The sequence below is a fragment of the Pseudoalteromonas sp. MB41 genome (assembly GCF_020966275.1).
GTDB lineage: Bacteria > Pseudomonadota > Gammaproteobacteria > Enterobacterales > Alteromonadaceae > Pseudoalteromonas > Pseudoalteromonas lipolytica.
Map to the genome: position 1 here is coordinate 38,665 of NZ_JAJJZF010000006.1, position 15,684 is coordinate 54,348.

A 15,684-nucleotide genomic window follows, 5' to 3' on the forward strand; every position below is an offset into this window, starting at 1 on the left:
CAGCAGCATCTACTCAGCTTGCGATTCAAACTGGGCAAGCTGCTGGTTTTTCTCTTCCCAAATACGATTTAACTCCGCTTGAAAATTCACTCTAAAGTCTGCATCACCAGTGTAATCACCTATTAAATTAGGACTGACATCCATCACTTCAACGCGAACATCGATTTGCTTCACTCGGCCACTGGCAAAATCCACAAAACTTGGAATACCACCCGGGTAGTGAATGGTGACATTTACAACTTTTGAGATCTGCTCACCCATAGCTTGCATAACAAACGCCACACCACCCGCTTTCGGTTTTAATAAGTACTGAAAAGGGCTCTTTTGACGCGCATGTTTTTCAGCGGTGAAGCGCGTGCCTTCCACAAAATTTACGATGCTTACTGGCATTTCTTTAAATTTTTCACAGGCTTTACGCGTTGTTTCTAAATCTTTTCCGCGCAACTTTGGATTTTTCTTAAGCTGTGACTTGCTAGTACGCGTCATAAACGGAAAGTCTAACGCCCACCATGCAAGCCCTAGAAAAGGAACGTATATCAATTCCTTTTTCAAGAAAAAGTTTAAAAACGGGATACGGCGATTAAAAATACGCTGCATGACTAAAATATCAACCCAGCTTTGATGATTAGCAATCACTAAGTACCAGTCTTTTGAACGAAGTTGCTCAAGGCCCGTTACATTCAGTTGATAAGAAGCAAATACATTTTGGTTTATACCATTGCACGTAACCCACACTGTGGCACATTGCTTAGCAATCCAACTCATCAACTTTTGTAATGGTTTAATTGGAATGAGTTTAACCAAACCACACAAAAAAATAGGCACGAACCAAAACAGCGTATTTAGGGTGTAAAATAAAATACTCAATACACAACGAATAACGGACATTACTACTTATTCCTTTAACCTTTAATCTTCAAAATACGTATAGCCAGCAAGGCCCGCATTTAATTCAGACAAATATTGTGCCTTAGATTGCGCATCAATTTCCAGCTCATCCACACGTTTTGCGAAGTTGGCAGCCAGAATATCGCTATCATAATCAACGAACTTTAATACGTCCTTAACACTGTCGCCTTTAATCGCATTGGTTAATTGGTAGCCAGCCTCTGTCAGCTCTACGTGCACTGAATCGGTATCACCAAATAAATTATGTAAGTCGCCTAAGATTTCTTGATAAGCCCCGACTAAAAACATGGCAATGTGGTACTGCTGACCTGATTTATACTCAGGGATAGGTAAGCTACTTTCAATACCGGTTCCCTCAACATAATTGCGAATTTGACCGTCTGAATCGCAGGTAATATCTTGAATGATCGCGCGTTGAGTGAGTGGTTTATGTAAATTTTCAACAGGCATTACAGGGAATAATTGCTGGATCCCCCACACATCTGGCAACGACTGAAACAGTGAAAAGTTAACAAACAACTTATCGGCAAGCTTCTCATTTAAATCGTCGAGCACTTCACGGTGTGCACGCGCATTGTCGCTCAGTGAAGCGCGAACGCGATGTAAAATAGTAAAATAAAGTTGCTCAAGCTTCGCCCATTCCAGCATCGTCAGAAGACCATGGACATATTGATCATGTGCTTCGCTAAATAAATGCATTGCATCATGATAAATCTCCAGCGCCATGCGAGGTGTTAAGCGCTGTAAGCATTGCCACATTTCATCTAGCACTAAAACATTGTTTGACTCTGGCGGAGTTGGATTTACATGATTTGGCGCACGCTCGACATCAATCACATCGGTAATCAATACCGCGTGATGCGCCGTTAGCGCACGCCCTGATTCGGTGATTATTGCAGGCTGCTTTAAGTCATGTTGTTGGCACACTTCTGCAAATGCATTCACAACATTACGCGCATACTCATCAACACTGTAGTTCATAGAACACGCACTACGTGAACCAGACCCTTCGTAGTCAACGCCTAGACCCCCACCTACATCAACGGTATTAAGTGGTACACCTAACTGGGTTAGTTCGGCAAAATGACGTGCACATTCACGAAGTGCGCGATGAATGTCACGAATATTGGCAATTTGAGAACCGATATGAAAATGCACCAACTGCATTAAATGTAATTTGTTTCGCGACTGAAGTAATTCAACCGCAGACAGCACCTGCCCAGCAGTTAAACCAAACTTACCTTTTTCACCCCCTGTGTTCTGCCACTTGCCTTTGCCCACAGAGTTTAAACGAATACGAATACCAATCGATGGTTCAATGCCCAAGTCATCAATTTCAGCTAATAAGGTGCTAAGTTCTGACAGTTTTTCTACCACAATATGCACTTTGTGACCTAAACCTTGACCGATGCACGCTAAACGTAAAAATTCACTGTCTTTGTAGCCATTACAAACAATGGTAATCGGTTCTTTGGCAACACCTAAAATTGCCATTAATTCAGGTTTAGAACCCGCTTCAAGACCCACTAAACCACTTGGGTGAGCAAGTAGCTTTGTTACGACCGAACGTTGCTGGTTCACTTTAATTGGGTAAACACACGTATAAGTGCCTTGATAGTCGCGAGCTTGACGAGCTTTAGTAAAAGCGCTTGTCAGCGTATCAACCCGATTTTGCAAGATATCAGTAAAGCGAACTAAAACAGGTAAGGTAAGACCTTGCTTCTTAAATTGCTCGGTGAGTTCAGATAAAGAAATTGCAGATTTAGTTTGATCACCGTCAGGGTAAGCGACCAGCTCACCTTGTGCGTTAATATCAAAATAACCGTCACTCCAATGAGCAACATTATACGTTTCGCGTGCTTTGTCTAAACCCCAAGTCATGGCCATGTCTTCTGTAAATTCGTTAAATATAAACGCGCATTTTAATACGCTCGCGCCTACCACGCTAACAAAAATTGCCCTATATGCCAAAGTGATAAAAAATATTCGCTATACTGATTAAAATTTGATTGAGCAATTGGCCAAGCACTGGCAGAATTGCCCCCTTTTTTACCATTAACTAAAAGTGTATAAGCAAGATGGCTAATTTAGATCAAAACAACTGGTTCACTGAAATTAGTGACCGTGATGGTAGCGCCTTTTCACTGCGTATAAACAAAAAGCTTGATGAACAGCAATCGCCGTTTCAAAAAGTAGAGATGTATGAAACAACTGACTTCGGTAATCTTATGATTATTGACGGTTGTACAATGGTAAGTAGCCGTGAGAACTTCTTTTATCACGAAATGATCAGCCATCCTGCTCTTCTTGCGCACCCTAATCCTAAAAATGTAGTGATTATCGGTGGCGGTGACTGTGGCACATTGCGTGAAGTATTAAAGCACCCTGGTGTTGAAAGCGTCACGCAAATCGATATTGATGAAGTTGTAACGCAAATGTCGCTTAAATACTTCCCTGAATTATGTGAGTCAAACCAAGACCCGCGTGCCACAGTGATGTTTGATGATGGCATTAAATACATGCGTGAAGCTGCACCAGAATCAATTGACGTGGTTATTGTTGATGGCACCGATCCGGTGGGCCCAGGTGAAGGGTTATTCAACCATGCTTTTTATACAAGTTGTCTAACAGCACTTCGTCCTGGCGGCATACTCATTCAACAAAGTGAATCACCGCTTATGCACATGCCTTTATTAGTTGAGATGCGTGACGCGATGAAAGACGTGGGCTTTAATGACCTACAAACGCTGCCATTTCCACAACCAATTTACCCAAGCGGTTTATGGTCAGTTACTCTTGCACGTAAATCACAGGCATTTGATGGCTTTCGTGAAGACGACGCGAATACACTATCTGAAGGAACTGAATACTACAACGCTGGTATTCACTACGGCGCACTAGCAACACCTAACTACATGAAGCGCGCTTTTGAGAAAAAGTAAGGTAAGGTTGTTTATTGATTAAAAAGGGCTCGCTGAGCCCTTTTTTAATTCCTTTAGAATAGTTTACGCAGAGGGGCATTACACCTTAAAACGGTTCACTAAATGATTTAGCTCATTGGTGAGCTGATTCATTCGGTTTGCCACTTCTTGTGTTGAACTTGCCAAGCCGCCTCCTTGTTGGGTTTGATCATTTAAATCAGATAAATTCTGGCTAATTTCATCCGCAACAGCCGTTTGCTCTTCAGTGGCTTGTGCTGTTTGCATTGCCATATCATTCACTTTTACCGATGAGGCTTGCATCGCATTAAGCACGTCATTCGTTTGTGTGAATGATTCAACAGCTTCATCGGCAAAACGCTTACCACTGTTTATAGCCTGCAAAGATTGCTCAACGCTTGAAGCAAATTGTTCAACCATGGTTTGAATATCGTTCGTGCTTTCTTGAGTACGCGTTGCCAATGTTCTTACTTCATCGGCAACCACTGCAAAGCCCCGACCTTGCTCACCAGCACGCGCAGCTTCGATTGCCGCATTCAGTGCCAGTAAGTTAGTTTGCTCTGCGATTGCACGGATCACTTCCAGTACCTTCGCTATATTATCTGAGCTTTGTTGTAACTCGGTAGAGCGCTGCGTTGCGTGATCCATATTCTCAGACAAAGCAACGATTTTCTTACTGGAGTTATCAACCGCTGATAACCCCTTCTTAGCCAATTGCTGAGAATTATCTGCTTCATGAGAAGACTGTTGCGCCACATTTGCGACTTCACGACTTGCAACACTCATTTCGTGTACTGCACTCACAATTGACTCGGATGCCTGACTAAGCTTTTGATTAACCTGATGGTTCTGATTTGAAAACGAATCTAGATCATGCCCGAGACTTTGTAATTCTTTGGCTTGTTCAAGTATGTCTTTTATCAATTGCTGTAAATTATCCAAGAAGCGATTAAACGCGGTTGCTAAATCTGCAAACTCATCTTGGGTTTTAACATTAATACGCCCAGTTAAATCACCATCACCAGACGCAATTTCGTTTATTCGTTCAGTAACATAATTCATTTGGGTCGTTAACTGTCGTGGAATGACATAACTAAACCAACCCGCAACTACTAATACCACGGCAATCATTATCATTAGTAATGCTTTAAAACCTGTGATTTTATCCATTAGCTTTTCAGTTTCGGACTGCGAGGTTTGTTCTGCCACCTCACCCGCTTTATCTAAAATGTTACGAAGCGCCGAAAAGGACTGTTCTGCCATTTGATTTTGAGACGCACTGGTTGCGCTATTAATATAGGCTGTCGATGCCGAATACCATGCATCAAAAGCACTATTAAAATTACGAAACTGTGCTAACACTTCTGGATAAGGTGACATGTAAGATAAATATTGTTCAAAGCGCTCTTGCACTTGGTCAGCATTTTCTTGATGTTCCGCTAGAAAAGACTGATCACCTTTATCCATTGTCACTAAATGCAGCTCTGCCACTTTCGCTTGATACAAATCTCGATCTGCATTCACGATAACTGACACCGCATTTAAAAATCGCTCCGATTGCGTATCTATGGCTTCTTTTTGTAAGTTAATTAAATAACTGTAGCCAGCTATTAATATAATAATAGCGACCCCAAGCAACACAATGGGCAGTGAACTTTTGACACGAATACTCTGTAACTTCATACGTTTTCCTAAATCAAATTCGAAACCAGCTCATTCCTTAAGATCTTAGTAGAAAAATAGTAAAAGTGTGCGAAATTAAAAATACAAAATGAGGCGATTTAATTAAGGCGGCTATTACAACCTGAAAATTGAATACGTATGCAGATCACTCGTATTAGCAGGCAAGTCAATTTATGCTTAAAGCTTATAGGAACATATCCGACAACAATCCATATTCTGCATCGCCAAGGAATAATAATGAAATATACAGCCTTACTACTCGCTGCCTTCTCAGGGACGTGTTTAGCACACACTACCACGGTCAGTTCGCCTGATGGGCAAATTAAAGTCACGATTTCTGATGAACAACACACCCCTAGCTATGAAATCAGCTTTGCGGGAAAGCAAGTTATTGCACACTCTGCTTTAGGACTTGTTTTTAAACAACAACCTGCAATGAGTGAAGGCTATAAAATTAGCAGCCAAACGACTAATTCTGTAAAAAGCAGCTGGGAACAACCTTGGGGTGAACGCCAAACGGTAGTTGATAACCACAACGAAGTTGCTGTCACCTTTAAAAAGCCACAACCCCAAAGTGGCACCTTTACCGTGCGTTTTCGTGCCTTTAATGATGGGGTCGGTTTTCGCTACGAACTACCGAATCAATCAGGTTTTGAAGATGTAGAGATCACCAAAGAGCTCACTGAATTTGCAATCACCGATTCAGCCAATGCAACTGCATGGTGGATACCTGCTCGCGGTTGGAATCGGTACGAATATGTTTATAACACCACGCCTGTTCACAAAGCCCCTTTAGTACACACTCCGTTTACTATTAAAAACAAAGAAGGTGTTCATATCAGCATCCACGAAGCTGCGCTGGTCGATTACGCGGGTATGGTATTAAACCAACGCCGTGATGGTACTTTCCAAGCTGACTTAACACCGTGGTCCGATGGGGTTGCCGTTAAGAAACATGGCGCATTCAACACGCCGTGGCGTACTATTCAAATTGGGGGTGAAGCAGTTGATTTAATTAACTCTGACATCATTCTCAACCTTAATGAACCAAATAAACTCGGTGATGTATCTTGGGTTAAGCCCGGTAAATATGTGGGTATTTGGTGGGGTATGCATATTAATGAAAATACGTGGGGAAGTGGAAAAATTCACGGCGCAACGACCGCAAACACCAAATACTATATGGACTTTGCCGCACAATATGGTTTTGATGGTGTACTTGTCGAGGGATGGAACATTGGTTGGGATGGCGACTGGTTCTATAACGGTGATGTATTCAGTTTTACCAAACCCTATGACGACTTTGATATTGCAGAGCTTACTCGCTACTCCAAAGAGAAAGGTGTACAGCTAATTGGTCATCACGAAACCTCGGGGAATGTCACTAATTATCGTAACCAAATGGAAGATGCCTTTGCCCTGTATGAAAAATCAAACGTAAGCCAAGTAAAAACGGGCTATGTTGCAGATGGTGGCAATATTAAACGTGTTGATGAAAATGGCATAGTGCGTAAAGAGTGGCACGATGGTCAATTCATGGTGAATGAATACCTTTATAACGTGAAACTTGCAGCAAAGCACAAAATCAGCATCAACACTCACGAACCCATTAAAGATACTGGCTTACGCCGCACTTATCCAAACTGGATTGCACGTGAAGGCGCGCGAGGCCAAGAGTTTAATGCTTGGGGCACACCGCCCAATCCACCAGAGCATATTCCAATGCTTGCCTTCACACGTATGTTAGCGGGACCTATGGATTTCACCCCAGGTATTTTTGATATGGGGTTCAATGGGTTGGGTGCTGATAGTAATCGTCCACAAACAACACTTGCAAAGCAACTGGCGTTATACGTAGTACTGTACAGCCCTATTCAAATGGCTGCTGACTTACCACGCAATTACTTAGCAAAACCGGATGCGTTCCAATTTATTCAAGATGTGCCTACAGATTGGCAACACAGTATTGCGCTGCAAGGTGAAGTAGGTGATTACGTTGTCTTTGCACGCAAAGAGCGTAAACGCGATCACTATTCAGGCAATGACTGGTACCTAGGTGCAGTCACTGATGAAAATGCACGTACACTGCAAGTTAAACTCGACTTTTTAGAGAAAGGTAAACGCTTTGAGGCGCAAATTTACCGTGATGGCGATAAAGCTGAATGGGTTAACAATCCCTACGACTTAAAAGTAGAGAAACGCATTGTGTCTGCAAGCGATAAACTCACTTTAAAACTTGCCACAAGTGGTGGTGTCGCGATTCGTTTTAAAGCGCTGTAAAAGAAAGTCACAAGAAAATGATGCTACAACCACGTTGTAGCATCATGTTTAAAGGTATTAATTTATTTTTAATAACTGATCAAACAAATCGAACACCTGATCAAGCTCTTCAATTGTGTTGTAATGCATACAACCAATACGCACTACACCCCCCGTGTCTAATACACCTAATTGCTTGCATAAACCTTGTGCATAAAAGTTGCCATCCCATACACAAATGTGATGTTTACCTAAAAATTCAGATACAACACGCGGTTCAATGCCTTCAAAGATTAATGCAAAGGTTGGAGTACGCATTGATAAGCGCGCAACGTCATTAATACCAAACAATTTAATACGTGAGTAATCGGCTAAGCGAGTTAAGAAATGCTTACTGAGCGTCATTTCATGTTGTTTAGTAATAGCAAAAGCAGCCGCTAATTTTTCTCGGCGCGAATGACTATCATCCAACTCGCTAATAGCAGCAATGTAATCAACGGCAGCAATTAAGCCAGCTAAAGCTTCAAAGCTTTGTGTCCCCGTCTCCCAACGGCCTGGGATGACGTCTTTCGCGGGTTCTACTTTATACGGGGTGAAACCTTCTAAATGCTCACGCTTACCGTATACAAGACCCAAATGAGGACCAAAAAACTTGTAGGCAGAGCATGCTAAAAAGTCACAATCAAGTGCTTGAACATCAATCAGCTCATGCGGTGCAAAGTGAACTGCATCCACGTATACAAGGGCACCAACAGCATGGGCAAGCTCGACAACACGTTTAATATCGTTAATTGAACCAGTGGTGTTTGATGCATATGTCACGGCAACGAGTTTTGTCTTACTTGATAATAAACTCTCAAAATGAGCCATATCTAAGCTACAATCGGCTTCGTTAATTAAAGCCGTTTTAACTAATGTGCCTTTATCTTCAGCTGCTTGCTGCCAAGAGGATACATTTGAGTAGTGATCTGCGTTAGTGACAATAATTTCATCATCAGCAGTCCAATCTCGAGAAATCGCACGGCTAAAGCTAAACGTGAGGCTTGTCATGTTAGCACCAAACACGATTTGCTCTTTAGAAGGCGCATTCAGTAAGTCTGCCGCTGCTTGGCGAGCATCGGCCATTAGCTCAACAGTTTTATCACTTGAGAAAAAAGCACCGCCTAGGTTTGAGTTGAAATAACCTAAATACGCACTCATGGCACTTAAAACAGACTGCGGTACTTGTGAGCCACCGGGACCATCTAAGAAAACTGGCGATGTACCAGCCACATTTTGCATTAATGCCGGAAATTGACGACGTAATTGCGTTAAGTTCATCGTATTTTCCTTACGCAGTTAGCACGAAGCAATCAAGGTAACCCTCTTTGCTTGCATCTAATTTATTCATTGGTGTTGCGTTGTGCCACACTTCACGGTCATTAATGAGTGCGAACATGCCGTCTTTAATTTCCATTTTAAAGCAAGGATCAGCTTGTTGATTCTCGTAAACAAGTAGCTCACCGCCTTCGAGATTTTCATGTGATACACCACAGACACATACATGGTCGAAACCATCTTGATGAACCCCTTCAGGTGCAGCAGGTGTGTCACTGTCGATCGCAAGCATTCTAAATTGATGAATTTCAATATCACGGTCAGCACTGATGCCGGTCATTTCACGGAATTGATGAACAATTTGCTTCATGCCATCACTGGCTAATAAGCTGTCTTCAAGATTCTCATAGGTACGCTCTACATTACCTTGAAACGTATTGATTGAATCATCTTGAACAAATGCTTTTGTTGGTTGTAATTTTAATTCGCCATCAACCACTTTAATTACCGAATAGCGACGTTTACGAAATGCGCCATCTGCGTATGGGTTAGCGGGTAAATTAGCAAAAGAAGGCTTTACTGCGTCAATATGTGATTGGCTTACAAAACGAAGTTGTAAAAGATTCTGGTTGTTTAATGTAGTCATAAAGATCTCGCCTTAATACGTTGAGAATATTGACGAGGATTTTAATGCAATTGATGAGGAAATTTTGCGTTTTTATGTAAACACAACCGGTCTATTGTTTAATTTTAAGATCGTTTTTATTCTTATTTTAGAAGTTTAATCTAAAAAAATAAAAAGTGCTGAAATACACCGTTTAAGCTTAGGGTACCTATTTCAAACCGCTAAATAACAAGACAATGTGAAGTTGATAAAAAGCCACAGCGAACCGTGGCTTTTAGTTTACTCAATAAGTTATGGTCGTCGTATCTGAGACACTTACAAATTCACTCGCGTAATCTGCTTATCGGAATGTACAGTCTCATTAAAAGAGTGAATCACCGAATATTAATAGCTCCATTGTAAGCCTAATGCAAACGATACATTACTGTATTCAACTTCAGGTACACGAAGGCGTTGACCGTTTTCTAGATTCTTGGTCACAATATCACGTGACTTATACTGAGCATCGATTCCACCAATCAATGCGATATGAGACAGTACTTGATATCGCATTCCTACTCGCCCCATAACACCCCAACCATTAAAGCTATCGGTGAGTGTCGAGGTTTCAAATTGCGTATTCTGAATCTCAGAATACATAGGTGTACTTAGTTCAGTTTCAATATACCAACTATATTTATTAAAACTCTTTTGCAAGCGACTATCGTAACGCGCTCCTATGGTCAGCAAGATCCCCATTTGATCTTCAGAAACCGAAATAACCGGACGTAACTGCGAAGCATAATCCTGCTGCTCTCCTGTATTATTACCTGAATTCATACCGGGTAATGTAAATCGCGCGGGATTATTTGGATCATCTGATAATGCGATTAATGCTTCGTCGAATGCTGTTGCACCGGGTTGTACAAATGCAAAATTCGAACGCGTGAAACTAGAAGTAAAAAACTTTGTCCCTAGTGTAAATTGCACTGTTTGAGAAAAATTATACGCCCCCTTAAAACCAATTTCATTCGCTTTCGTTTTAAATGCATTTTCTTGAATAGCACCAAAGTCATCCATGTACCACGTCTCAGTTTCAATTTCTGTGGATATTGTTGCAGCACTTTCAATATAAAAGCCCCAGTTATCATCGATACCTGTGTATGAAATTTGCCGTACGGCAGGGTTTGTTACATCAATAGATTGATTAAGTTTCCCAAAGCCTGCAACATCATTTAAAGTTTCGCTGTAGCTAATTGTTTCGAAACCTACTCTAACTTCACTAAAAGAGGGGTTAACTGCCAATACAGAACTACTAAATGGGAGTAGAAAAAGGAGTGCTTTCATTATTCAGTTCCTTGAAATACAGAGTCTGCGTCGCCAAGAAATAGATGCAGCCCTTCCTTGGTTACACTTTTAAACATTAAGTTACACTAATTAACTCTTTACATTAATCAGTGTAGACAAACGTATTAGTATTTCAAATAAAACTGAACAAAAAGTTAATAAAAAAGCCCGCATATATAATGCGGGCCTTTTACAGTAAAACTCAATTAGTTACTTATTACACAGCTTGCTGAACAATTACTTGATCTGCCTTTTTAGTGTATTGAGGCATACGGTGGAAGTTCAGGTAGCGATAAGTATCAGCTGCTGTTGCGTTGATCTTATCTGCGTACTCTTGATATTCAGCCGGTGTAGGCAGCTTACCTAGAATTGCAGCAACCGCTGCAAGCTCTGCTGATGCTAAGAATACGTTTGCGCCAGTACCAAGACGGTTAGGGAAGTTACGAGTAGACGTAGACACAACTGTCGCCTTATCAGCAACGCGTGCTTGGTTACCCATACATAATGAACACCCTGGAGTTTCAATACGCGCACCTACACGACCAAAGATACCGTAGTAACCTTCGTCAGTAAGCTGATCTTTATCCATCTTCGTTGGAGGAGCAACCCATAACTGAGTTGGAATACGACCGCTGAAGCCATCAAGAAGTTTACCCGCAGCACGGAAGTGACCAATGTTAGTCATACAAGAACCGATGAATACTTCGTCGATTTTCTCGCCTGTAACGTCAGATAGTAAACGTGCGTCATCTGGGTCATTTGGCGCACAAAGAATAGGTTCTTTGATTTCAGCTAGGTCGATTTCAAGTACGTGTTTGTACTCTGCATCGGCATCCGCTTCCATAAGCTCTGGGTTCGCTAACCACTCTTGCATTGCATTAATACGACGTTCGATAGTACGAACATCACCGTAACCTTCAGAGATCATCCACTTAAGCATGACAATGTTTGACTCAAGGTATTCAGCGATAGATTCTTTAGAAAGTTTAACGGTACAACCTGCCGCTGAACGCTCAGCTGACGCATCAGAAAGCTCAAATGCTTGCTCAACTGTTAAGTGCTCAACACCTTCGATTTCTAGTACACGACCAGAGAATTCGTTGATTTTACCTTTCTTCTCAACAGTTAGAAGACCTTCTTTAATACCGTAGTAAGGGATAGCATGTACTAGGTCACGTAACGTGATACCTGGCTGCATTTCACCTTTGAAACGTACTAAGATTGACTCAGGCATATCAAGTGGCATTACACCTGTTGCAGCTGCGAATGCTACCGCACCCGAGCCTGCTGGGAATGAAATACCTAGAGGGAAACGCGTATGCGAGTCACCACCCGTACCTACGGTGTCTGGTAATAACATACGGTTTAACCATGAGTGGATTACACCGTCGCCTGGACGAAGTGATACACCGCCACGGTTCATGATGAAATCAGGAAGCGTATGATGAGTGTTTACATCGATTGGCTTAGGATATGCTGATGTATGACAGAAAGACTGCATTGTTAAGTCTGCAGAGAAACCTAAACATGCTAAATCTTTAAGTTCGTCACGTGTCATAGGACCTGTTGTATCTTGCGAACCAACGGTAGTCATTTTCGGCTCACAGTATTGACCAGGACGTACGCCAGGCATGTTACATGCTTTACCAACCATTTTCTGTGCAAGCGTAAAGCCTTTGCCAGAGTCAGTAACAAGAGCAGGTTTGCGGAAGATATCTTCTGCTTCCAGGCCTAGAGATGCACGCGCTTTGTCTGTTAGACCACGACCGATAATAAGTGGAATACGGCCACCAGCACGCACTTCGTCAAGAATTACGTCTGATTTTAAAGAGAACGTTGAGATAACTTCATCAGTGCCGTGACGCTTAACCACACCTTCGTAAGGGAAGATATCGATTTGGTCACCCATGTTTAGTTCATCAACAGGTAATTCGATTGGTAATGCACCAGAATCTTCCATCGTGTTGAAGAAAATAGGCGCGATTTTACCGCCTAGACATACACCACCAACACGCTTGTTAGGTACGTGAGGGATATCATCACCCATGAACCAAAGCACTGAGTTAGTTGCAGATTTACGCGATGAACCCGTACCAACTACATCACCAACATACGCGAGCGGTAACCCTTTCGTTTTAAGCTCTTCTAGTTGTGAAATTGGACCAACTTCACCAGGCTTGTCTGGGTTGATACCGTCACGCTCGTTTTTAAGCATAGCTAAAGCGTGCAGTGGGATATCTGGACGAGACCATGCATCAGGTGCAGGTGAAAGATCATCAGTGTTTGTCTCACCCGTTACTTTGAAAACAGTAACAGAAATTTTTTCAGCAACGGCTGGTTTATTTACAAACCATTCTGCATTTGCCCAAGACTCGATAACTTGTTTCGCGAATTCGTTACCAGCCTTCGCTTTTTCTTCTACGTCGTAGAAAGCATCGAACATTAATAATGTGTTTGATAAACCTTTAACGATAATTGGCGCTAACGCTTCGTCGTCTAAAAGTTCAATCATAGGTGCGATGTTGTAACCACCTAACATAGTACCTAATAGCTCTGCCGCTTTTTCTTTTGATACTAATGGTGAGCTTGTTTCACCTTTTGCTACTGCCGCTAAAAAGCCAGCTTTGATGTATGCAGCATCGTCTACGCCTGGTGGTACACGATTAACAAGAAGATCAACGATAAACTCTTCTTCACCTGCAGGTGGGTTTTTAATTAGTTCAATAAGATCAGCCGTTTGCTGAGCATCTAGTGGCGCTGGTACGATACCTAACGCGGCACGTTCTTCTACGTGTTTACGATATTCTTGTAGCACAATATTGCCCTCTTGGTGACGTGAGAGTACTCGGTAGTATTAAACTAAATACAATCATTACCCAGTACTTATAGTATTCTGACGGTTAATTATAAAGCTTTTAAGTATAGATGAAAATCCATGCTGCGGTTAGGCACTTTATATTCACTATAAATAACATGAATAGTGGTAGAAAAAAAAGCTATTCAAATGAATATTTATTAACTAAGAATCATTCCTATCTGCTTTAGCGGTCATTAACAGTGCGTTTAACCCTATTCGCTTTATTAAGCGCATTATTTAAAGGCAAGAAAATCTCGATAATAACAAGACAAAATTTTGTCTTTTAGCTGCTTTTAGCAATTGCTTTTGCATCGCTCTACCAGCTCAATCAATGCAGTCGTAAATCAGACATTTTTAACGCAGCTAGCGACAAATTTAGCACCTCACAATAGTTAAGCGTTATTGTGAACTGGGGTAGGTATTTTTGCAGATTGGCTTAACGACTTATCCTTATGAGCACACTATTTTAACCATAAAAAAAACCCAGCACTTGACTGGGTTTTTAAAATTAGTCGCAAAGGTTAATTATTAACGCTCTACTTTTACACGCTCAATAACGCTTACGTGTGCTTCTACACGACGGTTTTCAGCATGTGCTTCAGCTGTATTAGCTGGGTTTTTAAGGCGCTCTTCACCTAAACCAACAGTCGTTAGACGCTCTGCATCGATACCATCTTCAATAAGTTTCTTAGCAACGGCATCAGCACGTTTCTTAGATAACCACTTGTTGTAGTCAGCTTTACCTACAGATGAAGTGTGACCTTCAAGTAGTACTTTAGTGCCTGGGTGCTCTTTTAAGAAAGCAGCAGCTTTAGCGATGTCATCTAAGTACTGTTGAGACACTTTAGATGTGTTGTTAGGGAACGTGATTAGTAAGCTCTTCGTTACTTCACGGTCTTCATATAATGTACAACCCGTGCCGTCAACTGCATCAGTCATCGGTGTGTTAGCACATTGGTCGTCAGCATCAGGGATGTTATCACCATCGCTGTCTACAGGCTCAACAGCAACAGGAACAACTGTTGGAGCTGGCTCAACTGGCTCAGCTGAAGATTCTTGAGCACCAAAAATATAGCTTAAGCCTAATTTAGCGCCTACATCTGTATAACCACGGTCAAGACCTTGGTATAGAGACGTTTCAGCGTTAAATGCGAAATTGTCAGTGAAGTAATGTTGGTAACCAGCACCTAGGTTAGCGAACATTAGGTCTTCGTCAACTGCATCAAGGTTTTTCAAACCGAAGATACCGTAGAATGGGCCACCACCGAAGTGATATAAACCATCGATACCGTAACGCTTACCGCTTTCTGAACCGCTCATAGTCGTGCCGTCGTTCAGAGCTACGCTGTAATCAAAATCCATATCAGCATACTCAAGACGAGCGCTCCAGTAATCGCTGAAGCGATAACCTAGCTCTAAACCCCAACCTGTAGAGTCATCAACATCTAGGCCACCTGGCGCGAAATCGCGAACATTTTCCCAAGACGCATCATAGTAGTCGCCAAATGCACCGATATAAAAACCTTGTTTTTCGGCTGCGAAGCTTGATGCACTAGTTGCAGCTAATGCTAAAGCAATAGTAAGTGATTTTAATTTCATTGTTTCCTTCCCATTTTCACAATTAAAATTGTAGCTAAGTCATCCCAGCTCAATCAGTTTAAACAGAGTAGTCGACTAATAGTTAATCAAAACTTAACACACTCGGTACAGAACAAATATCTTGCCGAGTAATTTCAGTCAATTACCCATAATAATAGGTTATCTAAATA

The 15,684-nt window shown here is 41.7% G+C and carries 10 protein-coding genes; 2 read left to right on the forward strand and 8 right to left on the reverse strand.

Features of this window, described 5'->3' with window-relative positions:
* Positions 1-9: 9 nt before the first annotated feature.
* Both LPA49_RS08550 and speA read right to left on the reverse strand, forming a co-directional pair.
* On the reverse strand, positions 10-888 hold the full coding sequence (locus tag LPA49_RS08550) for an acyltransferase (protein WP_036974093.1): 879 nt from the start codon (positions 886-888) through the stop codon (positions 10-12).
* Between the two features lie 21 nt (positions 889-909).
* Positions 910-2,790 carry a biosynthetic arginine decarboxylase gene (gene speA / locus LPA49_RS08555; protein WP_036974291.1) on the reverse strand — a complete coding sequence of 627 codons (1,881 nt, stop codon included), beginning with the start codon at positions 2,788-2,790 and terminating at the stop codon, positions 910-912.
* A gap of 197 nt (positions 2,791-2,987) precedes the next feature.
* On the opposite strand from speA, the gene speE reads away from it, so the two are divergent.
* Positions 2,988-3,851, forward strand: coding sequence for a polyamine aminopropyltransferase (speE, locus tag LPA49_RS08560; RefSeq protein ID WP_065978382.1), 864 nt, complete (start codon positions 2,988-2,990; stop codon positions 3,849-3,851).
* A 78-nt stretch (positions 3,852-3,929) separates the two neighbouring features.
* Here speE and LPA49_RS08565 read toward each other — a convergent pair whose 3' ends face one another.
* Positions 3,930-5,531, reverse strand: coding sequence for a methyl-accepting chemotaxis protein (locus LPA49_RS08565; protein WP_230236380.1), 1,602 nt, complete (start codon positions 5,529-5,531; stop codon positions 3,930-3,932).
* A 237-nt stretch (positions 5,532-5,768) separates the two neighbouring features.
* Here LPA49_RS08565 and LPA49_RS08570 point away from each other — a divergent pair, with 237 nt between their 5' ends.
* Positions 5,769-7,811 carry a glycoside hydrolase family 97 protein gene (locus tag LPA49_RS08570; protein WP_230236382.1) on the forward strand — a complete coding sequence of 681 codons (2,043 nt, stop codon included), beginning with the start codon at positions 5,769-5,771 and terminating at the stop codon, positions 7,809-7,811.
* 57 nt (positions 7,812-7,868) lie between these two features.
* Here LPA49_RS08570 and LPA49_RS08575 read toward each other — a convergent pair whose 3' ends face one another.
* The 5 genes from LPA49_RS08575 to LPA49_RS08595 form a co-directional block, all read right to left on the reverse strand.
* Positions 7,869-9,110, reverse strand: a complete 1,242-nt coding sequence (locus tag LPA49_RS08575) for a cysteine desulfurase-like protein (protein WP_180311308.1) — start codon at positions 9,108-9,110, stop codon at positions 7,869-7,871.
* Positions 9,111-9,120: 10 nt separating this feature from the next.
* Positions 9,121-9,753: a 2OG-Fe dioxygenase family protein gene (locus tag LPA49_RS08580; protein ID WP_118843926.1), complete on the reverse strand. Its 633-nt coding sequence runs from the start codon at positions 9,751-9,753 to the stop codon at positions 9,121-9,123.
* 363 nt (positions 9,754-10,116) lie between these two features.
* Complete coding sequence (locus LPA49_RS08585) at positions 10,117-11,058, reverse strand: hypothetical protein (protein ID WP_075594170.1); 942 nt, start codon at positions 11,056-11,058, stop codon at positions 10,117-10,119.
* A 217-nt stretch (positions 11,059-11,275) separates the two neighbouring features.
* Positions 11,276-13,873, reverse strand: coding sequence for a bifunctional aconitate hydratase 2/2-methylisocitrate dehydratase (gene acnB / locus LPA49_RS08590; RefSeq protein ID WP_065978931.1), 2,598 nt, complete (start codon positions 13,871-13,873; stop codon positions 11,276-11,278).
* A 570-nt stretch (positions 13,874-14,443) separates the two neighbouring features.
* Entirely contained in the window at positions 14,444-15,514 is a 1,071-nt protein-coding gene (locus tag LPA49_RS08595) for an OmpA family protein (RefSeq protein WP_075594171.1), read from the reverse strand.
* Between the last annotated feature and the right edge of the window lie 170 nt (positions 15,515-15,684).